Annotated in this window: 25 protein-coding genes; all 25 read left to right on the top strand. The window is 51.3% G+C overall.

Going from position 1 to position 25,686, the window contains the following annotated elements:
• Positions 1-9 precede the first annotated feature (9 nt).
• The 25 genes from fliF to fliK all read left to right on the top strand — a co-directional run bounded on the left by fliF (position 10) and on the right by fliK (position 25,683).
• Positions 10-1,725: a flagellar basal-body MS-ring/collar protein FliF gene (gene fliF, locus HRM2_RS18400; protein ID WP_015905533.1), complete on the top strand. Its 1,716-nt coding sequence runs from the start codon at positions 10-12 to the stop codon at positions 1,723-1,725.
• Positions 1,725-2,741: a flagellar motor switch protein FliG gene (gene fliG, locus HRM2_RS18395; protein WP_015905532.1), complete on the top strand. Its 1,017-nt coding sequence runs from the start codon at positions 1,725-1,727 to the stop codon at positions 2,739-2,741. The genes fliF and fliG overlap by 1 nt, the downstream gene beginning before the upstream one ends.
• On the top strand, positions 2,734-3,732 hold the full coding sequence (locus HRM2_RS25495) for a FliH/SctL family protein (RefSeq protein WP_187149278.1): 999 nt from the start codon (positions 2,734-2,736) through the stop codon (positions 3,730-3,732). The genes fliG and HRM2_RS25495 overlap by 8 nt, the downstream gene beginning before the upstream one ends.
• Positions 3,729-5,087, top strand: coding sequence for a FliI/YscN family ATPase (locus HRM2_RS18385; RefSeq protein WP_232364072.1), 1,359 nt, complete (start codon positions 3,729-3,731; stop codon positions 5,085-5,087). The genes HRM2_RS25495 and HRM2_RS18385 overlap by 4 nt, the downstream gene beginning before the upstream one ends.
• Positions 5,084-5,542: a flagellar export protein FliJ gene (fliJ, locus tag HRM2_RS18380; RefSeq protein ID WP_015905529.1), complete on the top strand. Its 459-nt coding sequence runs from the start codon at positions 5,084-5,086 to the stop codon at positions 5,540-5,542. The genes HRM2_RS18385 and fliJ overlap by 4 nt, the downstream gene beginning before the upstream one ends.
• Complete coding sequence (locus tag HRM2_RS18375; RefSeq protein ID WP_015905528.1) at positions 5,529-6,149, top strand: MotE family protein; 621 nt, start codon at positions 5,529-5,531, stop codon at positions 6,147-6,149. The genes fliJ and HRM2_RS18375 overlap by 14 nt, the downstream gene beginning before the upstream one ends.
• A 211-nt stretch (positions 6,150-6,360) precedes the next feature.
• Entirely contained in the window at positions 6,361-8,124 is a 1,764-nt protein-coding gene (locus tag HRM2_RS18370; protein WP_187149277.1) for a flagellar hook-length control protein FliK, read from the top strand.
• An 18-nt stretch (positions 8,125-8,142) separates the two neighbouring features.
• Positions 8,143-9,252, top strand: a complete 1,110-nt coding sequence (locus HRM2_RS25490; RefSeq protein WP_049770472.1) for a FlgD immunoglobulin-like domain containing protein — start codon at positions 8,143-8,145, stop codon at positions 9,250-9,252.
• 89 nt (positions 9,253-9,341) lie between these two features.
• Positions 9,342-12,047, top strand: coding sequence for a flagellar hook-basal body complex protein (locus tag HRM2_RS27780; RefSeq protein WP_015905525.1), 2,706 nt, complete (start codon positions 9,342-9,344; stop codon positions 12,045-12,047).
• Positions 12,048-12,211: 164 nt separating this feature from the next.
• On the top strand, positions 12,212-12,712 hold the full coding sequence (locus HRM2_RS18355) for a flagellar basal body-associated FliL family protein (RefSeq protein WP_015905524.1): 501 nt from the start codon (positions 12,212-12,214) through the stop codon (positions 12,710-12,712).
• A gap of 7 nt (positions 12,713-12,719) precedes the next feature.
• On the top strand, positions 12,720-13,700 hold the full coding sequence (fliM, locus tag HRM2_RS18350) for a flagellar motor switch protein FliM (protein ID WP_015905523.1): 981 nt from the start codon (positions 12,720-12,722) through the stop codon (positions 13,698-13,700).
• Between the two features lie 25 nt (positions 13,701-13,725).
• Entirely contained in the window at positions 13,726-14,067 is a 342-nt protein-coding gene (fliN, locus tag HRM2_RS18345; RefSeq protein ID WP_015905522.1) for a flagellar motor switch protein FliN, read from the top strand.
• Positions 14,067-14,432 carry a flagellar biosynthetic protein FliO gene (fliO, locus tag HRM2_RS18340; RefSeq protein ID WP_015905521.1) on the top strand — a complete coding sequence of 122 codons (366 nt, stop codon included), beginning with the start codon at positions 14,067-14,069 and terminating at the stop codon, positions 14,430-14,432. The genes fliN and fliO overlap by 1 nt, the downstream gene beginning before the upstream one ends.
• Positions 14,422-15,198: a flagellar type III secretion system pore protein FliP gene (gene fliP, locus HRM2_RS18335; protein WP_015905520.1), complete on the top strand. Its 777-nt coding sequence runs from the start codon at positions 14,422-14,424 to the stop codon at positions 15,196-15,198. Before fliO ends, fliP begins: the two co-directional genes overlap by 11 nt.
• A 2-nt stretch (positions 15,199-15,200) precedes the next feature.
• Entirely contained in the window at positions 15,201-15,470 is a 270-nt protein-coding gene (gene fliQ, locus HRM2_RS18330) for a flagellar biosynthesis protein FliQ (protein ID WP_015905519.1), read from the top strand.
• A 9-nt stretch (positions 15,471-15,479) separates the two neighbouring features.
• Positions 15,480-16,268 (top strand): flagellar biosynthetic protein FliR, encoded by a 789-nt coding sequence (gene fliR, locus HRM2_RS18325; RefSeq protein ID WP_015905518.1) that lies wholly within the window; start codon positions 15,480-15,482, stop codon positions 16,266-16,268.
• A 2-nt stretch (positions 16,269-16,270) separates the two neighbouring features.
• Positions 16,271-17,344, top strand: a complete 1,074-nt coding sequence (gene flhB, locus HRM2_RS18320) for a flagellar biosynthesis protein FlhB (RefSeq protein ID WP_015905517.1) — start codon at positions 16,271-16,273, stop codon at positions 17,342-17,344.
• A 79-nt stretch (positions 17,345-17,423) separates the two neighbouring features.
• On the top strand, positions 17,424-19,514 hold the full coding sequence (flhA, locus tag HRM2_RS18315) for a flagellar biosynthesis protein FlhA (RefSeq protein ID WP_015905516.1): 2,091 nt from the start codon (positions 17,424-17,426) through the stop codon (positions 19,512-19,514).
• The gene (locus HRM2_RS18310) at positions 19,511-20,617 is read left to right on the top strand and encodes a flagellar biosynthesis protein FlhF (protein WP_015905515.1); all 1,107 of its coding nucleotides are present in this window, start codon (positions 19,511-19,513) and stop codon (positions 20,615-20,617) included. The genes flhA and HRM2_RS18310 overlap by 4 nt, the downstream gene beginning before the upstream one ends.
• A 13-nt stretch (positions 20,618-20,630) precedes the next feature.
• Positions 20,631-21,542, top strand: a complete 912-nt coding sequence (locus HRM2_RS18305) for a MinD/ParA family protein (protein WP_232364071.1) — start codon at positions 20,631-20,633, stop codon at positions 21,540-21,542.
• 53 nt (positions 21,543-21,595) lie between these two features.
• A complete protein-coding gene (locus tag HRM2_RS18300; protein WP_148214668.1) occupies positions 21,596-22,366 on the top strand; it encodes a sigma-70 family RNA polymerase sigma factor in 771 nt (256 codons plus the stop codon).
• A complete protein-coding gene (locus HRM2_RS18295; RefSeq protein ID WP_015905512.1) occupies positions 22,367-23,821 on the top strand; it encodes a flagellar basal body-associated FliL family protein in 1,455 nt (484 codons plus the stop codon).
• A gap of 10 nt (positions 23,822-23,831) precedes the next feature.
• Complete coding sequence (locus tag HRM2_RS18290; RefSeq protein ID WP_015905511.1) at positions 23,832-24,128, top strand: hypothetical protein; 297 nt, start codon at positions 23,832-23,834, stop codon at positions 24,126-24,128.
• A complete protein-coding gene (locus tag HRM2_RS18285; protein WP_015905510.1) occupies positions 24,125-24,673 on the top strand; it encodes a hypothetical protein in 549 nt (182 codons plus the stop codon). The genes HRM2_RS18290 and HRM2_RS18285 overlap by 4 nt, the downstream gene beginning before the upstream one ends.
• Positions 24,670-25,683, top strand: coding sequence for a flagellar hook-length control protein FliK (gene fliK, locus HRM2_RS18280; protein WP_015905509.1), 1,014 nt, complete (start codon positions 24,670-24,672; stop codon positions 25,681-25,683). Before HRM2_RS18285 ends, fliK begins: the two co-directional genes overlap by 4 nt.
• The last annotated feature ends 3 nt before the right edge of the window (positions 25,684-25,686 follow it).

Raw genomic sequence — 25,686 nt, 5'->3', positions numbered from 1 at the left:
GTGTAGACAATGAATCCCCTGGTTGAACAGACGATTAATTTGTACAAAGAGATGCCCCTTGCAAGAAAAATTCTCATGGGCGTGGTTGTCCTTGCAATGTTTGGCGGTTTTGCGGCCATGTTTATCTGGGCGAACAAGACCGAATACAAGTCGGCCTATTCCGGATTGAACCAGGAGGATGCCGCAGCCATTGTTGACAGGCTTAAGACGGCCAAGACCCCTTATCGCATTGAAGCCGGGGGCGCAACGATCATGGTCCCGGCCGATCAGGTTTACGATGTCAGGCTTTCAATGGCAAAGGATGGGATACCCAAGGGCTCTGGCGTGGGGTTTGAAATTTTTGACAAGACCGACTTCGGCACCACCGAGTTTGTCCAGAAGATCAACAGGCGCCGGGCGATCCAGGGGGAGCTGGCAAGGACCATCCGGGCCTTTGATGAGGTCAAGGACGCAAGGGTGATGATTGTCTTTCCCAAGGATTCCGTGTTTGTGGAGGAGACAAAAAAACCATCGGCATCCATTCTTCTGGAATTGAAATCAGATCTGTCCGAGGACAAGGTCGCTGCCGTTGCCCATCTTGTGGCAAGTGCCATTGAGGACCTCACCCCAAAGCTTGTCACCATTGTGGACACTACCGGTAGAATTTTGTTTGAAGGAAAATCAGAAGAGGAAAAGGCAAAGATTGATGCCAGAAACCTTGCAGACTCCCAGTACAAGTATAAAATGCGTTATGAGACCACCCTTGCCGAGCGCATCCAGACCATGCTCGAACGGATTGTTGGAAAGGATAAGGCCATTGTACGGGTTACGGCCGAGATGGATTTTTCCACCAGCAACACCAACGAAGAGATCTATGATCCGTTTGAGCGGGAGACCACCTTTGTCCGGAGCAAGCAGATCCTTGCTGAGACCGGTCAGACCCGGCAAGACTCTGCAGGAATACCCTCAAGTGTCAACCCCGTTGTGCCCCCGGGGGGAACTGCTGATGCCAGTGCAATGGAGATGACTGACAAAAAGAACGATACCATCAACTATGAACTGAGTCGAAGAACCCGGCAGACGATCAAGCCCATGGCCGTGGTCCAGCGGGTGTCGGTTGCTGCAGTGGTCGATGGAAAGTACGAATTTAAAACAGACGATTCCGGCAATAGATCCAAAACCTATGTGCCAAGGTCCCAGGTTGAGATGCAGCAGTTCAGCGACATTGTTGTCAAGGCCATGGGGTTTAACGAGACCCGTCAGGACCAGGTTTCCATGGAGTGTTTTCCCTTTGCCTCCATTGACGAGCTTGGCGTTGTTGAGCCTGAACTCACGGGTTGGCGAGCGGTTCAAAAGGCCTATGGCAGAACCATTGCCAACATTCTTCTGGTGATTCTGCTGTTTCTTTTTGTCATAAGACCCATTATCAAGACTTTCCAGGGGATTCAATCCACCGTTGAAAAGGAGACCCTCCCCGGTGGCGGCATCGATATTATAGAGGATGGCACAGAACCACAACCCCTCGCCTTTGTGGATATGGATGCTGATGAACAGCGGACGTTCCTGGATGAGATGGACAAGGAGGCACGGGATGCGTACATTGACAAAATGAATTCGGAAGAACGGGCTGCATACATGAATAATATCAAGATCCCGGAAAAGGCGGCCTATTATGCTAGAAAAGATGTGATCAAAGCCACCAATATCATCAAGGTATGGCTCAGTGAAGTGGAGGAGGAAAGTTGATGGCCCCTGTAATTGATCCGGAAAAAATGACGGGTGCTCAAAAAGCCGCCGTATTCATGCTTGCCATGGGTGAAGCCTATGCCGCAAAAATTTTTGAACGAATGAATGACCAGGAGATCAGGGCTGTGGCCTTTGAAATGTCAAAAATTGACTTTATCACCCCTGGGATGCTGGAGGCCGTGTCCCTTGATTTTGTGACACGGTTTGAAGGGGAGAACAACATGGTGGTCGAGGGAAATTCCTTTGTCAAACATGTGATTTCAAGCAGCCTGGACAAGGAAAAAGCCGATGCCATATTCAAGGATGTGGAAAATCGAAAACGGGATATGCCCTTTGTATGGAGCCGTGGGGTCAACGTTGCTACCATGGCAAGTTATATTGAAGGTGAGCATCCCCAGACCATTGCCATGGTGCTTGCCCACATGCCTTCTGATATCGCCTCGGAGATTCTCATGCAGGTACCGGATGAAAAAAAGGGGGATATCGCCCTGAGGGTTGCAAAGCTCGGGCAGATTTCCGAGGATGTTGTACGGGATGTGGACAGAGCCTTAAAGGATGAGCTTTCCGGAGCTGTTGGTCCTGGAGGAAAGGCTGGCGGTCTCCAGGTGCTGGTGGATATTATCAATGGAGTTGACAAGGCCAGTGAAGATATCATCATGGAATTTGTGGAAGAAGACAGTTCAGAGATGGCCAATGATATCAGGAACATGATGTTTGTGTTTGAGGATATGGTCAGCATTGATGACCGGGCCATGCGGGAGATCCTGAAAAAGGTGGAGGGTCAGCAGTTGACCTATGCCCTTAAGACCTCCACCGATGAGATGAAAACTAAAATTTTTTCCAACCTTTCCCAGAGGGCAGGTGAGATGCTCAAGGATGACCTGGACACCATGGGGCCCGTTCGACTGGCCGAGGTTGAAGAGGCCCAGCAGGCCATCGTACGTGCGGCAAAAGAGCTTGAGGCCGATGGTACCATAACCCTTGGCGGCAAGGGTAAGGATGATGTCCTTGTCTGATACTGAAAAAGACCACCCGACCCGGCAGGACCGGTGGAAAGCCCTTGACATTAATTCCCTTGAAAATGTCGGGTCAAATGATTCCCGGACAAAGGGAAAGAATGATCCTGAATATCTTTTGTTTAAAACCCTTTATGATGATCCGGGAATGGCGGAGAAAGAGCGGTTTGTCTCCATCCATGGAGCGGGCAAAGGGGTCATTCTTTCCGGCGATCAATTCAAGGCCCTGGACACGGATGGTGGGAAAAAGGAGATTTCAGATATATCTCTGCCCAGGTCTGTGGATCCTGAAATTTCGGATAAATCCGGAACAAGTTCCAATTCCATGCCAGGCGTTCCGCCCGATTCTCCACCCGATTCTCCAGAAAAGGAGACCCAAACCCCCGATTTTTTTGAGTTGATTGAACAGGCAAAAAAAGAGGGCTATGACAGGGGGTTTGATCTGGGTCAGAAGGAGGGCTATGACAAGGGGGTTGAACAGGGCCTGGCAGAGGGGGAAAAACAGGGGTATCCCAAGGGCTTTGAACGAGGAGAAACCGAGGCAAGGGCGCTCCAGGATGAAAAGGCCCAGGCCTTGATTGCTTCCCTTGAAACCATACTGTTAAAGACCGAAGGAACCTGGGAAGACCTTGTCAAACGTTATGAGGGTAAGATGATCGCCCTGATTGCCCGGATCGCTGAAAAAGTGGTGCAGGCAAGGGTAAAGCTTGACAAGGGGGTTGTCAGAGCATCCATTATCCATGCCCTTGGGCAGTTGCCTGAACCCGAAGAGATTGTTCTCCAGGTGTCTGAAGAAGATTATGAGTACATTGATATGATCAAGGAAGATTTCTTTGAACAGATTAAGAGTCTGACCTCAATTTCGGTGGTTGCAAATTCAGGCGTTAAAAGGGGCGGGTGCAAAATCGAGAGTCGAACGGCCCGGGTTGAAACCGATGTGGAATCCCGGCTTCAGGCTGTGCTGGACGCCATTCTGGAACAGGGAGTATGATGACGGGAAAATTTGACAGGCGCATTGAGTGGGACAAGTACTTTAATGCCGTTGAGACCTGCAAAACCATGCGACCAGAGGGCCGGATAACAAAGGTGGTCGGCCTTATTGCAGAAGGTGACGGCATGGGCCTTGGCATTGGCAGTCTCTGCGCCATCAGAAACGATTACAACCGGGAGATCAAGGCCGAGGTGATCGGTTTCAGGGATGATAAGGTGCTTTTAATGCCCTATGGCGATCTTCGGGGAATCAGTCCTGGGTCGAGAATCATCCCCCTTGAGGATACGCCTGCCGTTGCCGTTGGCGATGCATTTCTTGGCCGGGTCATCGACGGCATGGGTGCCCCCCTTGACGGCAAAGGAAAGATTCCTTTTACCCACAAGTATCCCCTGTACGGAAATCCCATAAATCCCATGGAGCGTAAAACCATCAAAGAACCCCTGGACGTGGGTATCTGCGCCATCAATACCATGATCCCCCTGGGCCGGGGGCAGCGGGTGGCCATCATGGCCGGATCAGGGGTCGGTAAATCGGTCCTCATGGGCATGATGACCAAGCACACCACGGCCGATGTCATTATTCTTGGTCTGATCGGAGAGCGGGGAAGGGAGGTCAAGGATTTTGTCTCGGATACCCTTGGCAAAGAAGGAATGGAGCGGTCTGTAGTGGTCGCTGCAACCTCAGATTCCCCCCCCCTTGTCAGGATGAGGGGGGCTTACCTTGCAACCACCCTGGCCGAATACTTCAGGGATCAGGGGAAAAATGTTCTTCTCATCATGGATTCGATCACACGGTATGCCATGTCGTCAAGGGATGTGGGGCTTGCCGCTGGTGAACCCCCGACATCCAGGGGATATACCCCGTCATTCTTTGTCCAGATTCCCGTTCTGCTTGAGCGGGCCGGGTATATTGAGGGCGGCGGATCGATCACCGGAATCTACACGGTCCTTGTGGAGGGTGATGACATGAATGATCCGGTGGGTGACACGGTTCGGTCCATCGTTGACGGCCACATTGTCCTTTCCCGGGATCTTGCCAACAAGGGGCACTATCCGGCCATTGATGTGCTTGCAAGTGTTTCAAGGGTCATGAGGGATGTGTCGCAACCCGAGCACATGGAATTAAGGAAGCGGGCCGTGGATGTGATTGCCGCCCACAGGGGGGCTGAGGATATGATCTCCATTGGTGCCTATGTGGATGGCTCGGATGCCCGGATTGACGAGGCAAAACGCCTGATGCCGAAAATTGACGGTTTTCTGCGCCAGGACATGCACCGACGGGTCTCCATTGAGATGGGCCTGGGTGAACTCAGGCGAATTTTTGCCCCACAACCTGAACCTGGTGCCAGGCGATGAAAAAATTCAGTTTCAGGCTTGAATCCCTCATGAAGTACAGGCAGTACCAGGAACTTCAGGCCCAGCAGGATGTGGCCCGGGCTTACAGGGATGTACAGGTGTGTGAAATGCGCATTCATACCCTTGAACAAGAGCATTCCCGGACGGCACAAACCCTTGACAGGGTTGCAGTAAGGGGGGTAACTGCCAATGAGTTTAAAAAATACAGTGATTACCTGGACGGATTGAGTGATGATCTTGCGCAACTGTTGCAGCAGAAAACAGCACTTAAGACCCAGCTCAGGGAAAAGCAGACTCTTTTAACCCAGAGGAGCGTGGACCGGCAGGTGCTCGAGCGTCTTAAAATAAAAAAAAAGAATGAGTATATCCAAGGATTCCTGCGGTCTGAGCAGAATGCATCCGATGAGATTGCCTCGTTGAAAAAAGCAAGGGAGATAACCAATGGCACCCATTAATTTGAATCGAACAGCTGTCACCTGTGCCTTATTAGCCCTTGTTCTTCTAATTTTCCTGGGTATGGGATGGCAGGATCGCCATGGCATGGCCTTTGCCGCAGATGACAACGCTGAAAAAACGACAGCGGTTGAGAATGGGGCAGGGGAGGATATAAAAAAGGCACCCTGTCCGCCATGTCCGGATCCGGCAAAGGTGGTCCTTAAAGGTCTGGAGGAAAAACGGGCAGCCATTGCCGAAGACCAGGAACGCCTGGAACAGGAAAAGAAAAGGCTTGAAAAATTCAAGGAAGAGATCGATGAGAAGCTTGAAGCCCTTGGGACCCTCAAGCAGCAGATCCAGGATGATCTGGCAAAGCTTGACCAGCGAAAGACAGAACAGGAACTGGAAAGCCAGGCGGCCTTTGATGCCAAGATGAACACGCTTGTGAAGGTATATTCCGGGATGAAACCGAAAAAAGCGGCCGCCATCGTGGACAAGATGGATATTGAAGTGGCAAAACAGATTTTTTCCCGTATGCGGGAGACGTCTGCGGCCCAGATTCTGGCCTTTGTTGACAGTGAAAAAGCCGCAAAAATAAGCGAACGCATCGCCTTTAAGAAAAAATAACCCTTTGCCTTTTTCCAGGGGGCAAATCTTTCCCCCTGGCGGCTGATTCCGTTGGGAAAGAACTGCTTTATCTGCTGTTTTTTCATAGGACGTTCTTTTTGATAGCGATTTAATATCTTGATTTTATATGGTAATTTATTCTTTTATCTATGGCGGCACGGTCTTTGCTTTTAATTTTTCTGAAACAACAATTGATGAATGCGGGGAAAACATGATTTTAAATTTTGTCAACACCAGCACTTTTTCGGGAGACACCATTCCATTAGCCATGGGAATAGATGCTGGAACAGGCGTTGAAGGTCTTGGAACGGGTGCCTCGTTTGCCGACAGGTTGATGGCTGTTTTATCCCCGGAAACGGCTCGGGCCGGAAAGGTCTCTGGGAAAGATATCGAAGATACCATTGACGAAAAGAATGGCAAAAATATGGTGTTGCCCATCTCGGGGCTTCCCTTTCTCTCGTCTATTCTTGCAGCAATGCAGGTTCCTGAACAGGTGTCAACCCGTTTGATTAACGATGCCAAGCAAGATGGGGTGGGTATCGACCTTGATCAACTGATCAAAGGACTTCAGACCCTTCAAAAAGAGTCGTTCCTTTCTGGTGTTGGTTTTGGTGTGGATTCCCAGTCCGGGGTGGAACAGATGTTCAAATCCCTGGGCCTTGAAATAGATGAAAGTGATCCCACAGCCCTGACCCTTGGTGATTTCGTGGCGGCTCTTGAAAAATTGCGGACCTCTTCGGAAATGGTAGCCACGGCAGAAACCGATGCACAACAGGAAACCGGACCTGAAGGGGATGCCCTGACATCAATTCTGACATCACTCCAGATCCCGGGGCAAGATGCCAATTCCCTGACCCTGGATGATTTTGTGGCAGCCCTTGAAAAACTCGGGATATCCCCTGGGTCGACAAGCCAGGCAGATGCCGATGAAGAAGCCGGAATGAAAATCAACCTTGATCTGTCCGCCAGGGAAGTTCAGGGAAATAAAATAAACCCAGGGAACACCGACGTTCTCCTTGTTCGAAATCTGGTTGCGGCCCTTGAAAAAATGGGTGATTCATCTGAGTCTGACCCCTCAGGCCTTTCCAGCGCCGGATTCACAGGGAAAAGTGATGTTGAGTCGATTCTTGGCAGCCTGATTAACAGTCTAAGCCGGAATAACGGGCAGTCCATGGAGATGGAAGGCCGTTTTAATCAGGCGGAATCATCTTCCGGGGAAGTCAGTTCAAACAGCCCCATGGACCTCTTTGGGGTCAAGGTCGACCCTAAATCTCAAACACCAACCCTACCGGAAATACAGGCAGGGTTTGGTCCTGAATTCTCAAGATCCATGGAAAATCTGGCGGCCGTTGTAAAGGAGATGAAAAGCAGTATCGATGATACCAGAATGATGGAACAAGGGGTAATGGACAGAAACATGGTAAAAGAGCCCGGGAGAAACGTTACCGCCATTGACTCGTCCGGGGGGGCAGGTGGAGAGTTCAGGCAGATGGGCATGGATTCCAGGGGCCAGTCTGTGGCCGATGCCGGAACCCCTCGATCGTTTCTTCCCGCCCATGTGACCAGCCAGGTGGGAAAGAGCCTTGCAAGGGCTGTCAGCCAGGGTGAGACCGAGTTAAAACTTCAGCTGAAACCCCCGGAGCTTGGACGAATTATCATGACCATTGATAATATCGGCACCAGTCTCAAGGTGAGTGTGGTCACTGAAAGCCATGTGGCAAAGGAGATCCTTGCCGCCCATGTCAATGAGCTTAAGGCGACCCTTGCCAACAGCGGCATCTCCATTGGCAGTTTTGATGTTGAGATGGGAAGCGATTTCAGTCAGTCCATGGCCGATGCCAGGCACCAATCCAAAGGATCTGGTTCCAGGCGTGGCAGGAACAGAGGCGCTGGAATCGAAGAGATTGGCAGTGATCCAAAAATTGATGTCAGGGGCTTTGCAGGTGATGCCCATTCACTTCATTTTGTGGCGTGATCAACAAGGAGACGGAAGATGGCAATAAACGCAACGGGAAATAGTTCGCTTGATGCACTGAGCAGTTCCTACAAGTCAACTGTGACGGAAAATGATGAGGATGTTCTTGGCAGGGACGCCTTTTTGACCATGCTGGTGGCCCAGCTGAAAAATCAGGACCCCCTGAATCCCATGGAAGGGTCTGATTTCTCGGCACAGCTTGCCCAATTCTCCCAGCTCGAGCAGCTTATGAGCCTGAATGATACCATGGAAGCCCTTCAGACCAATATGGGGGGGGGCAGTGAATCCAACGTCATCGACTATGTGGGGAAGGTGGTGACGGGTAACGTGGATTCCATAGAGGTGGCCGATGGAACCGCCTTTGGCGGATTCTACAATATCGAGGAAACTTCGGATGTAATGGTCTCTATCTATGATGAAGCGGGGAATGAGGTTCGTACGCTGTATCCGGGGCAAAAAACTGCTGGTAGCTATGATTTTAACTGGGATGGACGGGATAATACGGGCGCTGTGGTGGATGACGGTTCCTATAAGTACACGGTTATGGGCAACAACGGATCTGGATTTGTAACTGTTCCCACCTCCGTTACAGGCACGGTGGACAGTATTGTTTACAATGAGGGTAAGGCCTACCTCAAGGTCCAGGGCGTACTCGTGGATCCTGAATCCTTGGTCCAGGTGGGCAGCAGTGTTGAAACTGAACGTTCCCAGGGATCTGCCGTGGATTACCTTGGCAGAAAAATTTCCACCTCAATGCCCTTGATTAGCTATGATGGATCCTCGGCTGAAGCGGCCAACGTGGTGTTTGAAGCGCCCGAAAAGACAGATGTGACGGTGAGATTGTTTGACGCATCCGGCCAGGAGATCAAGAGCATTAAACTCGCTGCCGAGGATGTAGATGAGGGACAAGAAAATGAGGTGGTCTGGGATGGTACGGACAACAGTGGAAACACTGTGGATAAAGGGCTTTACACCTATGCCGTCACTTCAGATTCCAGTGCCCTTGATGTCTCCTTGTCTGAGAATGTGTCTGAAATAAGGGTGATCAACGGAACCCAATACCTGGTGCTGGGCAATAGTGGATTCTTGTCAACAATCAGTGCTGTCACCAACGTACAAGAGATCTAAGTGCTTGAGTTGTGAGCTGTGGGGAGCGTTTTCTCTCTTTTCCTGTAACTCATCACTCAAAATCTTCATGAAAAATAAGGGGAAATATTATGTCTTTATCAAGTTCGCTTTTTACAGGTACCAGTGGTTTGACCAATATGGGCAATGCCATGCAGGTGGTGGGAAATAATATTTCCAACGTCAACACCGTGGGGTTTAAAAAGGGTCGGTCCACCTTTGCCGACACCCTGAGCCAGAGTGTGGCCACCCAGTCGGGTACGGACCAGGTGGGAAGGGGCATGTCCATCGGTGCCGTTGACCAGAGCTTTGACACAGGCTCATTTGAATCAACGGGTAACTCAACTGACCTTTCCATTGGCGGAGACGGTTTTTTTGTGGTCCGCCAGTCCAACAGTGAAAATAATTTTTATACCCGGGCCGGAAATTTCCATTTTGATAAGAGTGGACAGCTGGTCAATCCAGAGAGTTACCTGGTTCAGGGGTGGGCCCTTGACGAGGATACCGGTGAGGATATCGGTGCCATCAATGATATCGTACTCAACGCCTTTACCTCTTCTCCGAAACAAAGTTCAACTGTTTCCATGATCACCAACCTGGATTCCGATGCCGAGAGTCAGACTGTGGTGCTCTCCAACAGCTGGGATTCGGGTGAAACAACCTATATGGATTCCACCAACTATGAATACCAGTCCGTGGTCAAGGTGTATGATGCCCTGGGCAGTACCCATGACGTCACTGTTTACTATGATAAGAAAACAGGGACAGACTGGGAGTATGTGGTCACCTGTGATCCCAGCGAAGACAACAGGAACCTTGTGGAATCTACGGACAGCAAGGGACTCCTTGCCAGGGGGACCATTTCCTTCAGCGAGAGCAGCGGTGATATCCTGAAAGTTACCATGGAAGAGTTCACCGGTCGCATTGGAAATGTCCAGGCAAATGGGGTTAACAATGAAGACGCCATTAATTTTGAAATAGACAATGTCGAGAGGATGGCCCTGGATGGTTATGGGTTTGAGTTTGAGTTTGATGGGACTCAATGGGATTTTGCAACGGAGGGCTTGCCTGCAGCATATGCCAATGCCCAGATTCTTTACTCCGATGACCAGACCATAAATCTTACCCTGGATAATACCCTTGATCTTGAATCCGATCTCAGGATTAAACTGGATCAGCCGGCTGTTGCAACTGATTCCTTTGGGTTTGATATCAATGACCCCTCGGGACTCCATATCCAGGGCATTGAAGGAACCACCTATTTGGGTGATACGGCCAATGACAATACCACACTTGAGATCAATGCTCCAGAGACCATGACCCATGATGTTTCAGGTGTTAAAATCGTATGGAATCCAACCACGGAAACCTGGAGTTGGAGCGATCCGGGCGCAGCCGAAGACGCCGATTCCTTGGTAGCGGCTGCCAGCATTCTCACTTCTTCCACTACGGCAATAAGCGAAACAGGTAATTGGGATGATGATATCACTTTTCCAGATTATTCGTCCATGACCCTGGCCTCCTCAAAAATATCGGTTGTGTATGATGGCTTTGAGTGGGACTGGAATGCTTCCATGAAAGAGGCTGATTTGACAGATGAATCCTTCATGGGGATTGCCCCGGATCCTACTCCTAACATAGATATTACCGGTGTTACAGGTGGAGTAAAACAGGATGAGGGAGACTATAAGCTTACTTTTAATTCAGTGACTTCGACATGGTCTGCGACTTTGGACACCTTCGCATTTGCAGGACCAGTAGCAGGTGATGGAGATTCGGTAACCCTTACATTTGCAAGTGGGGCTACGGTCAAATACGAATTTTTATCTACTTTGACCTCCACAGCCACCATCAGCTTTGAGATCGATCCCTCTCCGCCCATGGAATATTCCGATGCTATAATTATAGCTGGGACTGGTGCTGATTTGGGCATCTCCTTCAGTGGCGATTCGTCTGCTGATATGTTGGTGGCTATGAATGCCTTAATGGTAGGAGGTGATACGTTTATCTTTGATGTAACGCCTGAGGAGAAACCGCCTAAGGCTTACTCTACTGCAACCCTCAAGGGAGACAAGGACAAGGTCGTCATCGACCTTGATGGTTCAGGCAATGATGATGACAAGGAAGATATTGTCTTCAGGTTTGCCGATTCTCTGAAGTTTGGTCCTTCCACAGATTCGATTGCCGATAGAAGTGAAATCACCTTTGATATTCTGGGGTCCACTGCCTGGCGTGAGCAATCCGTGGATGAGATCGATAAAACAGGCTATTTTGCGTTTAACACTGATTTTCTCGGGGGCGAGTTCGGCTCCACCGAGTTCAGCATCGAGCTGGATATCGGAACACGTTATGATGGAATCAATTTCATCAACGACAGTCTTTCCTCCACCCAGTATGCAAGGTCCTCCAACACCGTCTACCAGGATGCAGACGGGTATTCTGCCGGCGATCTCCAGGGGGTTGACGTGGCCTCGGACGGTATTATGACCGGGGTATACTCCAATGGTCAGCTCATACCGCTTTTCAGGGTCGGTCTTGCCAAGTTTCTCAACAACAACGGCCTTTCCAATTCCGGTGGAAACCTTTTTTCAGAGACCCGTGATAGCGGTTCGGCCATCACCAACAAACCGGGTGAGAACGGTCTTGGCACCATATCCCCTAACTCCCTTGAGATGTCCAACGTTGACATCTCCGAGGAATTTGTGAAGATGATTACCACCCAGCGGGGGTTCCAGGCTAACTCCAAGACCATTACAACGGTTGACGAAATGATGCAGACCGTTATTAACATGAAGTAATGATCCTTTTGGGGGAAGAGATTCTAAATCTCTTCCCCCTTTCATAAAAAAACTGGTCAATAAATGCCGTGGTGTGATAGTCTTTTTCCTGGTATCTCTTAAACCCAGGCGCCCGGGGGTGGCTGGCACAATGTTTGCTTTATTTCCATGGCAAGGAACAGGGGATGAAAGGGTTCACACCAAAGATTGTCGTGATTGTTGCGGTACTGCTGGTTCTGGTTGTGGCAGCAGGTGTGGCCGTCTGGTTGTTGTTTCTAAGGGCACCTGCCCCAGGAAAGATTCCAGTGGTCCCTGCCGGGGTGGAATCCGTTGATAAAACAGGGGCTGGATCTGCTGAACCCCGGTTCAAGGATGTTGTGGCGGTTGAGCCCTTTGAGCGCATCATGCTCAAGCCCGGTGGAAATATGACCTCTGTCACCCTGGCGGTTTCCCTTGAGCTGGTTTTGCCCGGCATGCGACAGGAGATAGAGGCCAACATGGCATCCATTCGAACGATTATTGAGACAACAACCGGCGAGACCAACTGGTCTGACCTGAGATCTGCTCAAGGTAAGCTTGCCTTGAAGTTAAAATTGATAAAAAAGATCAACCAGAGCCTGGCTGGGCAGAACCTGGCCAAGGCAGGGATCAGAGATCTTTTTTTTACTAACCTGATAATGCAGTGATGAGACCATGAGCGATATACTCTCCCAGGACGAAGTTGACAGCCTGCTTGCAGGGCTTGATTCAGGCGAAGTTGAGAGCGAAACCGAGGTTGAACTTTCCGATCCAGAAGGGATTGTAACCTATGATTTTACAAGCCAGGACAAGGTTGTCAGGGCCAGGATGCCCACCTTTGACGTTATCAACGAGCGGTTGTCCAGGGAGATCAGGACCAGCCTGTCGGGCCTTCTTCAGACAAACGTCGATGTGACGGCCAACCCCCTTGATACCTTGAAGTTCACAGAGTTTGTACGCAGTCTTCCCGTTCCCACAAGTCTTCACGTTTTTCGCATGGAGCCTTTGAGGGGGCACGGACTTGTGGTGCTTGAAAGCCAGCTGGTCTACAACCTCATCGACACCTTTTTCGGGGGAGAAGGTCTGGGCAAGGCAAGGGTGGAGGGAAGGGAGTTTACCGCCATTGAAGAGGTGATGATCAAGAAGGTGGTCGTGGCCTGCCTCAAGGATATTGAAAAGGCATGGCTTCCCATTGAGCCTGTTAAAACTTCTCTGATCCGGTCGGAGATGAATCCACAGTTTGCAGCAATTGTATTGCCCACGGACCTGGTTATTGTAACCCGGTTTGAAATTGAGCTTGAGCAGGCAGCAGGCAATCTTGTGCTCTGTTTGCCCTATGCCATGATTGAGCCGTTACGGGCAAAGCTTGCCTCCGGATTCCAGGCTGAAACCGAAGAGATCGACGTTGCATGGAGAAAGCGGCTCCAGGAGATTATTCTGGAATCAACGGTTAATCTGAGGGTTCAGCTGGGAACCACAGAAATTTCAGGAGAACGGCTGATCTATCTCCAGCCGGGAGATGTGATTCAGCTGGACAACGATGCAAAGGATATGCTCACCGGATATGTTGACGGTCTTCCCAAGGTTCGGGGGTTTGCCGGTGTACAGCGGGGGTTTCAGGCATTTCGGGTGGAAAAAAAACTGGTCATAAAGTAGGACCATAAACAAAGAGAGAATCGCCATGGCAGAAAACAACAGTGAAGCAAACAGCAGCCAGCATGGGTCAGATGATGAGTTTGACCATGAAGGGCAGCAAACGGGCCGGGAGCTTGATTTTATCCTTGATATCCCCCTGGATCTATCGGTGGAACTGGGCAGGGCACGGATGTTGGTAAACGATCTGCTCCAGTTGGGCCAGGGGTCCATTGTTGAGCTCAATAAGCTTGCCGGCGAGCCCCTGGAGGTTTACATCAACCGAAAGCTGATCGCCCGGGGCGAGGTGGTTGTGGTCAACGAAAAGTTTGGTGTCAGGCTTACCGATATCATCACGCCCATGGACCGGGTCAAGAGTCTTACCGAGTAATGGGGGCCTCGTCGGAACTCTGGGGTGCTTTTTTACGCAGTGGGGCCATGCTTGCCCTAGTCATTGCCGTGCTCTTGTTGCTTCTCTACGCAGTGAAACGGTTTTCACCCCTGAATCGGTCGAGAACGGGCAAAAAAGAGATCCAGGTCATTGCGGCCCATCACCTGGCACCCAAGGAAAAACTGGTGCTCGTTGATGTGCTTGGCCGGAAAATTTTGCTCGGGGTGACTCCCCAGACCATCACCACCCTTGCCGCCTTTGGCAACAGCACAGACGATACAACGGTGGAAGAACCGGGTTTCTCAGAACTGCTGAACCAACGTGTGGCCGGCACCACCGGCAAAGGAGAGGACCATGACGCCTAAAGGCCACGTTCGGACCCTGGCAGTTCCCCTTGTTGCCTGCCTCTTTTTGGGGTTGGTACTTCCTTCCATGGTTCAGGGTGCCACCTTTCCCATCCCATCGTTTAATTTCGGAATCGGGCAGGCCCAGGGACCTGAGGATGTGGCCGTTGTTCTTGAAATTATAGCGCTTCTGACCATCCTTGCCCTTGCTCCGGCCATCTTGATTCTCATGACACCGTTCACACGAATCATTGTGGTGTTTCATTTTCTGCGCCAGGCCATCGGTACCCAGTCAAGCCCACCAAACCAGGTGGTTGTGGGGCTTGCACTCTTTCTGACTTTTTTCATTATCAAACCCGTTGCCCTGGATGTTTACCAAAACGCCCTCAACCCCTACCTGGAACGGCAGATCGACTACAACGAGGCCTTTACGGCGGCCCAAGTACCCATCCGTAACTTTTTACTGGTCAACACCCGGGAGGCCGACATTGCTCTTTTTGTCAAGGGGGCCGGGGTGGCAAAGCCCGATACCCGGGAGGATGTTTCCCTGATGCTTTTGATTCCTGCCTATGTGATCAGTGAGCTCAAAACCGCCTTTATCATTGGATTTGTCATCTATGTTCCTTTTCTTGTCATTGACATGGTGGTCGCCTCGGTGCTTCTGGCCATGGGAATGATGATGCTGCCGCCGGTTATGATTTCCCTTCCCTTCAAGCTCATGCTCTTTGTGCTTGTGGATGGGTGGCATCTTTTGACCGGTTCACTCTTGAAAAGTTTTGGAGTGTGACCATGACACCTGAATTTGTCATTGAATTTGCCAAGCAGGCCATCCTTTTGACCATTTATCTTTCCATGCCCATGCTGGGGTTAGGGCTTGCCGCAGGGCTTATCATCAGTATATTCCAGGCGGTCACCTCCATCCAGGAGATGACGCTCACCTTTGTGCCCAAAATCATTGCCGTATTTCTGGGGCTTCTTTTCTTTGCACCGTGGATGCTCGATGAAATGACCTCTTTCACCCGGCGGGTCATTGAGAACATTCCCATGTATATCAGGTAACCGGTCTCCATGGAGATGATCAACCTCATAGATCCCCAGGGGTTTAAACTCTTTCTCCTTGTATTGGCAAGGGTCAGTATTGTTCTTTTCATGCTTCCCATTTTTGGAACCACCATGTTTCCCACAATGGTCAAGGCGGGTCTTGCCATGGTGATCTCCATGCTGCTTTACTCCGTGGTCCAGTTGGACCCGGATCTTCTGCCTGAAACCGCCATGGGTATGGGGATTTTCCTTGTCTCAGAGGCCATGATCGGCCTGACCCTGGGGCTTTGTGTCCGACTGTTTTTCGGTTCGTTCCAGCTGGCCGGTGAGGTGATCGGATTTCAGATGGGTTTTTCCATGATCAATGTGGTGGATCCCCAGTCCGGGGCCAATGTGTCGCTTATGGAGCAGCTTGCATACTGGGTGGCCCTTCTGGTCTTTTTGGCCATGAACGGCCACCACATCATGCTTCTCTCCCTTGTGGACAGCTTTGAGCTTGTTCAGCCCGGCTCCTTTGTCTTCCAGCAGATCATGGTGGACAAGGTTATTTTTCTGGGTTCCCAGATGTTCATCCTTGCCATCAAGATTGGTGCACCCGTGATTGCGGCCCTTTTGTTTACCAGTGTGGCCTTTGGGCTTACGGCAAAGTTTTCTCCCCAGATGAACGTCATGATTGTTGCCTTTCCCCTGAAGATTATTGTGGGACTGGTGCTGTTTGGTTTGAGCCTTGAGATTATCATTATCGTCGCCCGAACCTATATTATAGAGTTCAGGGCACTTTTCCTGAAACTTCTCTTCTGGATGGGTGGGGGTTAGCCATGGCTGAAGATCCAGGCGGCGGCGGAGAGAAAACTGAAGGTGCAAGTTCCAAAAAGCTCGAAAAGGCAAGGGAAGAGGGACAGGTTGCCAAGAGTACCGAAGTCCCTTCGGTGGTGGTTCTCCTGGCCGGGGTCCTTGCACTTAATGCCTTTGCCTTTTTTATTTACCAGCGGCTGATCCTGGTCCTGCAGGATGGCCTTTCCTTTACCGGGATTCCTCTTTCTAATGATGTGGCGGTGGTGCATCTTTTGTTTGTGGCCACCCAGCGACTGTTCATCATTCTGGGTCCACTGCTTCTGGCGGTCTTTGTTGCTGCCCTTGTCTCAAATATCTTCCAGGTGGGGTTTGTCCTTTCCTGGAAGGCCGTTGCACCCAAATTCTCCCGTATCGACCCCATCAAGGGATTTGCCCAGAAGTTCTCATCCCGGGCGCTCATGGAATTTTTAAAGAGCATTCTCAAGATTGCCATTATTTTCGGGGTCACCTATATGGTCGTTAAATCCGAGGTGGAAAATATCATCCGACTCTATGACCACGGTGTGGCGGCCATTCTTCTCTATGTCCTCAAGGTTTCCCTTGAAATTTTCATCAAGGTGATTCTTGTCATGGCGGTTCTGGCCGCGATCGATTTTGCGTTCCAGCGCTGGAAGTTCATGGAAGACCAGAAAATGACCAAACAGGAGGTCAAGGACGAGCACAAGCAGGCAGAAGGAGACCCACAGGTCAAGGCAAGAATCCGCCAACTCCAGGCAACTGCGGCAAGAAAAAGAATGATGAGCGACGTTCCCGAGGCGGATGTGGTGGTGACCAACCCAACCCGGCTTGCCATTGCCATCCGATATGACGGTATGACCATGAATGCGCCAACGATCGTGGCCAAGGGGGCTGGAGCCGTTGCCGCCAATATCAGAAGGATTGCCGAAGAATCCAATGTTCCCCTGGTTGAAAATAAAGCGTTGGCCCGGAATTTGTATAAGATTGTTGAGGTAGGCCAGGAGGTGCCCACGGAAGAATTCCAGGCCGTGGCAGAACTCCTTGCCCAGGTATACAAACTCAAGGGCAGAACCCTCTAGGCCGCGTCAACCTTTTGGCAATGGTGTCAAAGAACGGTCGCCCGTGTTGATTGAAATGGATTTCACAGGAGAAAATTGAATGGCAGCTGAAGCAACGGGAATCCTGGCCGGTTTAAAAAGGGAATCTTCCGACATTGCAATGATCTTTGCCCTGATCGGTATTCTCATGGCCATGATTCTGCCCATCCCTCCGATTTTTCTTGATTTTTTTCTGGCCCTGAGCATCACCTTTGCCGTTATCGTGCTGATCACCACCATGTACACCAAGGCACCGCTGGATTTTTTCATCTTTCCGTCCATGCTCCTGGTGTTGACTCTCTTCAGGTTGTCCCTGAACGTTGCCTCCACAAGGCTGATCCTGCTCCACGGCAGTGAAGGCCCCCTGGCCGCAGGATCCATCATCATGAGCTTTGGCAACTTTGTGGTGGGTGGCAACTATGTGGTGGGAATGATTATTTTCATTATCCTGGTGCTGATCAACTTCATGGTTATTACAAAGGGTGCTGGCAGAATTGCAGAGGTTGCAGCCCGTTTCACCCTGGACGCCATGCCGGGCAAGCAGATGGCCATTGATGCAGATTTAAACGCCGGTATGATTGACGAGGTCGAGGCTGGGCAACGGCGACGGGGTGTTGCAAAGGAGTCTGAATTCCACGGGGCCATGGACGGTGCCAGCAAGTTTGTCAGGGGGGATGCCATTGCCGGCATCATTATCACCATGATCAACATTGCCGGCGGGTTTATCATCGGTGTGGTTCAGCAGGGCATGCCCATGGCCGATGCCCTTGCTAACTATACCCTCTTAACCGTGGGGGACGGTCTTGTGTCCCAGATTCCAGCCCTGCTCATCTCCACGGCCGCCGGTCTTCTGGTGTCTCGATCCGGTTCTGAAAACCGCATGGGAAAAGAGTTTGCCACCCATCTTCTCTCTTCGACAACACCCGTTTATGTGGGGTCGGTGATTGTTTTCTGCTTCGGCCTTGTACCGGGGCTTCCCGCCTTTCCTTTCATGACCCTTTCCCTTCTTCTCGGTGGCGGGTGCTGGTATTTTGTGGGCAGACACGGGGCTGTCGAGGAAGACGCCGAGATCGGCACTGCACCCGAAGATGAGGCAGAGGACGGAGGCCCGGAAGAGGTGGACCACCTCCTGACCATGGACACCATTGAACTTGAGGTCGGGTACGGGCTTATTCCCCTGGTGGACAAGCAGCAGGACGGCACCCTTCTGGGTCGAATTCGGGCCATTCGGCGTCAGTTTGCAAGTGAGCTGGGCATTGTCATTCCACCGATTCACATAAGGGACAATCTCAAGCTCAGTCCGGCCCAGTACCGGGTGATGATCAAGGGTGTGGAGGCTGCCGGGACCGAGCTCATGGTCAATCATCTGCTTGCCATGGATCCGGGCGGGACGGCCCAGCCCATGGAGGGTATTGCCACCACGGAACCCGCCTTTCACCTGCCGGCATTGTGGATTCCCCAGGACAAAGAGGATGCTGCCAAGTTTGCAGGTTACACGGTGGTGGACAACTCAACGGTGATCGCCACCCATCTTACCGAGATCATCAGAAACAACGCCTATGATCTTCTGGGCCGCCAGGAGGTGCAGCACCTGCTGGACAACCTTGCCAAAACAACCCCCAAGGCCGTTGAGGAACTGGTACCCAATCTTCTTTCCATCGGCGTTGTTCAAAAGGTGCTCCAGAATCTGTTGCGCGAACGGATTTCCATCAGGAATCTGTTGACCATTGTGGAGACCCTTGCGGATTACGCACCCATGGGCAAGGACCCGGACCTGCTGACCGAATATGTCCGCCAGAAAATTGCAAAGGGCATGCTTGCCTCGTTTTACGGGGCAAACAAAACCCTCCAGGTGATCACCCTGGACCGGGAGGTTGAAGATCTTCTGGGCAAGAACATCAAACACACGGAACACGGCTCCTATCTTGCCCTTGATCCAAAGATTGCAGAGAAGATCATCGCCTCAGCATCAACAGCGGTAGAAAAACAACTTGCTTCGGATGTACAGCCTGTTATCATGTGTTCACCGGGCTTAAGGCGCCATTTTCGGAAGTTGATTGAACATGCCCTGCCGTCGGTGTTTGTGATTTCCCATGCGGAGATCGTGGATGACATCAACCTGCAGGCAGGAGGAAAGGTCAAGCTGCAATGAGAGTAAAAAATTTTAGAGCTCGAACGGTTCAGGAGGCCATGGCATCGGTCAAGGAAGAACTGGGGCCGGACGCAATGATTCTTTCCACCCGCAGGGTCCCAAAGAGTCCCCGTGATCCCTATGCCGGGCAGATGTTTGAAATTGAAGCTGCCCCCAAGACCGAGCCCCGGAAAACTGCCGAAACCCATAACCCGGAGGACGGCTTTGCACCCCTCAGGGAGGAACTTGCCGCAATCAAGGATCTTATCTCCCTTGTGGGGTTCGGCAATGGTCTTGAATCGCTCATGGCGGATCATTCAGAATCAGCAGGGTTGTTTGCCGCCTTGCTGAGGACCGGGGTTTCGGAAAAAAAGGCGAAGATGCTGGTTAAAAATGCCTGTGAATCCATGGATGGCATTTACGGCAAAGGGTCTGGAAACAGCGCCCTGCTCAAGCGGTATGTGCTCAAAGAGTGTTTGCGGCAGGTCAAAACCGTGGACCCCTTTGCCGAAGATCAAGGCGTTCCGGGTATGCCCCATGCCGCAGCTTTTGTGGGTCCCACCGGTGTGGGCAAGACCACCACCATTGCAAAACTTGCGGCACGGCTTAAGTTCCAGGGGAAAAAAAATGTGGGACTCATCTCCATTGACAGCTATCGCATGGGGGCATTTGAACAGTTGAAGTCCTATGGAACCATCATGGGCGTCATGTGTGTTCCCGCCTATAACCGGGACGATCTGGTCAAGGCCCTGGAGCGAATGGGGCAGATGGATGTTGTGCTCATTGATACGGCAGGCCACAGTCCTTCGGATACCCCGAGGATGGAAGAAGTGGCCCATGTGCTCGACGGTGGCTTTAAGGTTTCGGTTCACCTTGTTCTAAGCGTGACAACCGGATTTTTCAATATGCGGGAATCGGCAAAGGCCTTTTCTGCATTGAATCCTGAATCCTACGTTTTTACAAAGATTGACGAAACGCGGCAATGTGGAAAAATAATGGATCAGGTGGGAGATTTGAGACTGCCCATCTCTTTTGTGACTAATGGGCAACGTGTCCCTGAGGACTTAATCGTTCCGACCCCCCAGGATCTTCTGGGAATCATGCTGGGCCGGGAACAGGGATAAAAGGAGGTATCAGGTGGATCAGGTGGATCAGGCAAGCGGGCTTAGAACAATTGTAGAATCAAACACCCTGTCAAGGGGCCGGACGGCATCAAGGGCACCGGGTCGTCGGTCGATGCCAAGGGTGGTTGCCGTGACAAGCGGTAAGGGAGGTGTCGGCAAAAGCCATTGCGTGGGAAGCCTTGCCCTTGCCCTGACAAAACTGGGAAAACGGGTGGTGGTTGTGGATGCCGATGTGGGACTTGCCAACATTGACATTCTTTTCAACCTGAGGCCGCGCTACAACATTGGCCACATCCTGAGCGGGGAGAAAAAACTCAAACAGGTGATTGTGACAACCGACCATGGGGTGAAGATCATTCCCGGTGGTAGCGGGTTTGCCAATCTTACCCAGCTTTCAGACGGTGAAAAGCTCAACCTCTTGTCTGAATTTGAGGCCCTGGAGGAGATGGCTGACTTTGTTCTTGTGGACACGGGGGCTGGGATCTCGTCAAATGTGCTCTATTTTAATGTGGCTTCAGACGAGAACATCGTCATTGCAACCCGGGAGCCGACTTCGATCACCGATGCCTATGCGTTGATGAAGGTGCTTTCAAGGGATCACGGTATCAAGTATTTTAAACTTGTGGTAAACATGGTAAAGTCTGAACGAGAGGCCAAATCTGTTTACGCTTCCCTTAGCGGCGCCATTGATAAATTCCTGGGAAATGTTGTGCTTGAATATTTTGGATACATTCCCATGGATGAGAATCTTCAAAAGGCCGTTCTCAAGCGAAGTACGGTTGTTGAATATGCGCCCCAATCACCTTCGGCAATGAGCATTGGGGGGCTGGCTCAAAAAATGGCGGAATCAAAACTAAGACCGGGATCCGATGGGAATATTAAATTTTTCATGGGGCGAATTCTTGACCTTGACCCTGCCAGGTGAGTCATGGGCAAAGGCCAAAGGGTGGACATAATCTGACAGGGGCAATTGAACCAATGGTAAAACCCTATGGGAATATAACAGGGCAAAGAGGGGGTGACCGGGAGGCGATGATTGTGGAGTACGCCTTTCTGGTGAGACAGATAGCGTCGCGTTTCGCCCGGAGGCTTCCATCCAGCGTGTTGTTTGACGAGCTTGTGAGTGCTGGTTCCCTCGGCCTCATTGATGCGGTGGACAAGTTCGATTCAGGCAAGCATGTCAGCCTTAAAACCTATGCCCAGTACCGAATAAAAGGCGCCATCCTGGACGAACTCAGAAGCATGGATACCTACTCCAGATCCATGAGAAAAAAGATTCAGGATATTTCAAGGGCGGTCAAGGCCATAGAGGACAAAAAAAAGGGGCCTGCATCGGACAATGAGGTGGCCAAACTCCTTGAAGTGCCCCTTGAGTCCTATTACGATATGCTCACAGACATCCATGGAGCCGCCATTCTGAGCCTTGACGCCTTTATCCGAACAGGGGATAATGATACCTCGTCCATGACACGATTTCAAGCAGGCATCAAGGGGGAGCACACGCCTGCCGATCTGCTTGACAGGGAGGAGCTTAAAGGTGTTCTTGCCAGAGCCGTTACGACCCTGACCGAAAAAGAGCAGCTGGTCGTATCCCTTTACTACTATGAGGAGCTCACCCTCAAGGAAATCGGTGAGGTGTTGACGCTCACGGAATCAAGGATCTGCCAGATACATACGGCCATCCTGATCAAGCTCAAGGTAAAAATCAAGGACTATTATGGAAGCAGCACTTCCGTTGAGGGGTCTTAAATGTCTAAATCCGGCAGTGATGATGATATCCTGATCTCCCAGGATGATATTGACACCCTGCTGAACGATTCGTCTTTTGATGGTGCGGAATCCCTTTTTGACCTGGGGGAAGATGCGGCAGAAGATGAAATGGGAGCCCTTTCCCAGGATGACATCGATAATCTTCTGAATACGTCATCCGAGGTGTTTGATTCTCCTGAAGACGATGGGGTGTCGGATCTGGATGACGATGATCTGGAATTGGTTTCCCAGGAGGATATTGACCGGCTCATGAAATCTGCCATGCCCGATGGGGGTGAAGATATCGCCCCTCTGGGGGACGGAAAAATCATGGCCGGGGCGTCGTCGGTCCAGGCGGGGCCTGGGACGGCCCGTGAAATGTCTCTGGATGGGGAAAGCGTTATTGATGAATCCCAGGCAGTGTCCATTGAGGAGAACCTGGTCACCCAGGAGACAATTGACAGACTCTTGGCCGGGGAAGCGGAATCCGGGGCAGCATTTGAATCAGAACCTGAACCGGACCTGGGGGTTGAGCCTGAACTGGACCTGGAAAAGGATCGGGGAATTGAGCCACTTTCAGAACCAGAACCGGAACCGGACCTGGTGGCAGAATTGCCGGTTGAGCTTGGGGTTGAACCTGCACCGCTGTCCGGGGATGAGACCATTGCCCAGACCGACATTGATGACCTTCTCAGGGATGACCTGCCTGAAGAGGATTCCGACGTGAATGACCTCATCTCCCAGGACGACATTGATGAGCTCCTGCGAAGTTCTGAAGAGGAGGATGAGGATATCATTGGCGCCCTTGACAGCCCCCCAACGGGGGATGCAGATGGGGAACTGCCCCTTGAAGAAGATCTCCAGGTGGTTCTGGAAGAGGTAAGAGAGCCTGTAACTCAGGCCGTTGAATCGCCCCCTGACGACCCCGTACCTGCCGGGAAATGGTATCAATCCAAAAAAATCATGGTGGCCGGTCTGGCGGTTTGCCTGGTTCTGGTCGCCCTGCCTGTGGCTTATTTCATGTTTTTTGGAGAAAAGGAGCCCAGGGTGATTCCAGGGCCCCGACAGGTGGCTGATGTCCCAAAAACCGTGGCGCCTGAGGCCGTAAGTGTTCAAGGAGATCTGCCCCGGGGTGATGACGTTTTGTCAGGCCCGGGGAATATGGTCCTGGAAAATTTTGTTGTGCTGGTGCCGGGAGGAAAGGTTGAGTTTGTCTATGTCACGGCCAGTGTTTCCATTGATTACTCGGATGCAAGGGCTGCAACCGAGATTAACAGCCACCTGGCCCTTTACAGGGATATTATTTTTGAAGCCATGGATCGGGCCCTTGCTTCGGAAAAGATCGATAAGGTTACAGAGGCGGATCTTTTGGACAAGATAAAAGAGGCCTTAAACCGTTCCCTGCCGGGCAGGTATGTGGAACAGGTTCAGTTTAAGGTCTTCAGCACTGGATAGAAGGAGAGCCATGACTACCATACCAGGTCACAATGTTGTTGTTCAGCAGTCCGGGGTGTTGCACGAGGCCACCCATCACGTTCGGCCCAACAACCCGGACCCGGAACAGCTTGCGGCACAGCAGGCGGCAAAGGAAATTGTTGAACGGTCAACCGTGCCTGAATCCAACAGCTCCCCGGAGGTGGCGTCTGACAGGGAAAAGAAAAAAAAAGACAAGGGATCGGCAGACAAGGCCCGGGCAAAGCGACAAACAAAGGGGGAGCAGCCACCGGACATGACCGGAAACCTGCTTGATACCATTGCATGACCATACTCTTTTCACTCAAATTCTGGTCCGGGGTTCAGCTCTTTATTGACCTTGTGCTGCTTGGGCTGTTCATGGCGCTTCTGGGCCGCCTGAAAAAACAGGCCAGTGACAAAAAATCCCGGGAAAAAAATGTCCTTGAAAAAACGGACAAAGGTGCAAAAGATGCCGTCCGCACCGCATCCCAGATCATTGATATGCTGGAACCCCTTGTCAAAGAAGCCGATGCTGCTGCAAAGAGCTTTGATGGCCAGATACGGGATAAAAAAAACCTCATACAGGGGCTGAACGACTCCCTTGACTCACGGATCATCAGCATCAACCTGCTGCTCTCCAGGGCCGAATCCCTTCTTGCCAGGGCAACACCTGTTCCCGTAGCAAAAAACAATCCAAAAACGGATGTGTTTGACGAGCAGAAGCGTGTTGTAGAGCTCTATGAAAAGGGCCTTGATGCCGATGCCATTGCCTCACGACTGTCCATGCCCAAGGGCGAGGTGCAACTGGTCATAACGCTTAAAAAGAAGTTTGTGGCAATGGAGGACCAGTGAACTCCGGGGTGCAGATTTTCTCTCCCGAGCTCTTCAGGCAGCTCAAGGGCGGGGAAAAAGCTGTCCTGCCCGCCCTTGGTGACGGCCGTATTGTTGACGCCACTGTTCTCAAGGTTTTATCACCCACCCGGGCTGAGCTCATGGTGGCAGGCAAACGGTTGGTGGCTGAGACCTCGATTCTTCTGACGCCCGGGCAGACCCTGGAGTTGAAGGTGACGGGGGAGGGGGGCTTTGAGATCGTGAAACCCATGACTGAAACGGTTCGAGCGCCTTTGTTGATTCCGGGTCGTCTGTCTGCGGCTTTTGGCTCACTGACCGACAAGAGTCCGTTTTCACACCTTGCAGCACTTGTTTCGTCCGAAACCGGCGCTTCCGTGTTAGACTCTGAACTTGCTCCGTTGAAGGATCTGCTCATGTCCACCGCCCTTAAATCTGAAACCCCGGACCCTGGGTTTATTCTCCGTGTACTGGAAAAGATTGCAATCTTGCGGGAAAAGGGCCAGGCAATGCTCTCCCTTTCTGACCCGGGAAACGAGGAGATACTCAAACCGGTTGGGAAATTCATCGACGCCATGGAAAAATTTCAGATGCTCAACAGCCAATCTTCGGATATGGCTCGGTATCTGATTCCCTTTTCCATTTTCAGTTCAGAGGCCTTCACCTTTGGCCAGCTTTTTTTTGATCTTGGCGAAAAAAAAGACAAGGCCCGTTCCGAAAATCATCGCCTGGTGAAGGCCTCTTTGTTTCTTGACATGACAAACCTGGGTGCCCTGCGGGTGGACCTTTCGGTTTTAAACAAAGAAATTACAGCATCTTTCCAGGTGGCAGATGAAGATGTTGTCTCTTTTGTCCGAACCATGGTGCCCACACTGCGGCAGCGGTTAACGACCCAGGGGTTCAAGGTGCTCCAGGTGACCTGCACCAGGGGGACCCCTGAAATGATTTCCCAGGCCTCCATTGCCGAACAGTTTGTGAACCAGGAAACCTCCAACCTGGACCTTATGGTGTAAACC

The organism is Desulforapulum autotrophicum HRM2, assembly GCF_000020365.1.
Lineage (GTDB): Bacteria > Desulfobacterota > Desulfobacteria > Desulfobacterales > Desulfobacteraceae > Desulforapulum > Desulforapulum autotrophicum.
The sequence above is the reverse complement of the archived record's forward strand: the minus strand, read 5'-3'. Positions and strand labels throughout refer to the sequence as shown.

Bases quoted from the DNA above. Each gene is read 5' to 3' on its own strand.
- fliF (WP_015905533.1), top strand. From the start codon at position 10: ATGAATCCCCTGGTTGAACAGACGATTAATTTGTACAAAGAGATGCCC.
- fliG (WP_015905532.1), top strand. From the start codon at position 1,725: ATGGCCCCTGTAATTGATCCGGAAAAAATGACGGGTGCTCAAAAAGCC.
- HRM2_RS18385 (WP_232364072.1), top strand. From the start codon at position 3,729: ATGATGACGGGAAAATTTGACAGGCGCATTGAGTGGGACAAGTACTTT.
- fliJ (WP_015905529.1), top strand. From the start codon at position 5,084: ATGAAAAAATTCAGTTTCAGGCTTGAATCCCTCATGAAGTACAGGCAG.
- HRM2_RS18375 (WP_015905528.1), top strand. From the start codon at position 5,529: ATGGCACCCATTAATTTGAATCGAACAGCTGTCACCTGTGCCTTATTA.
- HRM2_RS18370 (WP_187149277.1), top strand. From the start codon at position 6,361: ATGATTTTAAATTTTGTCAACACCAGCACTTTTTCGGGAGACACCATT.
- HRM2_RS25490 (WP_049770472.1), top strand. From the start codon at position 8,143: ATGGCAATAAACGCAACGGGAAATAGTTCGCTTGATGCACTGAGCAGT.
- HRM2_RS27780 (WP_015905525.1), top strand. From the start codon at position 9,342: ATGTCTTTATCAAGTTCGCTTTTTACAGGTACCAGTGGTTTGACCAAT.
- HRM2_RS18355 (WP_015905524.1), top strand. From the start codon at position 12,212: ATGAAAGGGTTCACACCAAAGATTGTCGTGATTGTTGCGGTACTGCTG.
- fliM (WP_015905523.1), top strand. From the start codon at position 12,720: ATGAGCGATATACTCTCCCAGGACGAAGTTGACAGCCTGCTTGCAGGG.
- fliN (WP_015905522.1), top strand. From the start codon at position 13,726: ATGGCAGAAAACAACAGTGAAGCAAACAGCAGCCAGCATGGGTCAGAT.
- fliO (WP_015905521.1), top strand. From the start codon at position 14,067: ATGGGGGCCTCGTCGGAACTCTGGGGTGCTTTTTTACGCAGTGGGGCC.
- fliP (WP_015905520.1), top strand. From the start codon at position 14,422: ATGACGCCTAAAGGCCACGTTCGGACCCTGGCAGTTCCCCTTGTTGCC.
- fliQ (WP_015905519.1), top strand. From the start codon at position 15,201: ATGACACCTGAATTTGTCATTGAATTTGCCAAGCAGGCCATCCTTTTG.
- fliR (WP_015905518.1), top strand. From the start codon at position 15,480: ATGGAGATGATCAACCTCATAGATCCCCAGGGGTTTAAACTCTTTCTC.
- flhB (WP_015905517.1), top strand. From the start codon at position 16,271: ATGGCTGAAGATCCAGGCGGCGGCGGAGAGAAAACTGAAGGTGCAAGT.
- flhA (WP_015905516.1), top strand. From the start codon at position 17,424: ATGGCAGCTGAAGCAACGGGAATCCTGGCCGGTTTAAAAAGGGAATCT.
- HRM2_RS18310 (WP_015905515.1), top strand. From the start codon at position 19,511: ATGAGAGTAAAAAATTTTAGAGCTCGAACGGTTCAGGAGGCCATGGCA.
- HRM2_RS18300 (WP_148214668.1), top strand. From the start codon at position 21,596: ATGGTAAAACCCTATGGGAATATAACAGGGCAAAGAGGGGGTGACCGG.
- HRM2_RS18295 (WP_015905512.1), top strand. From the start codon at position 22,367: ATGTCTAAATCCGGCAGTGATGATGATATCCTGATCTCCCAGGATGAT.
- HRM2_RS18290 (WP_015905511.1), top strand. From the start codon at position 23,832: ATGACTACCATACCAGGTCACAATGTTGTTGTTCAGCAGTCCGGGGTG.
- HRM2_RS18285 (WP_015905510.1), top strand. From the start codon at position 24,125: ATGACCATACTCTTTTCACTCAAATTCTGGTCCGGGGTTCAGCTCTTT.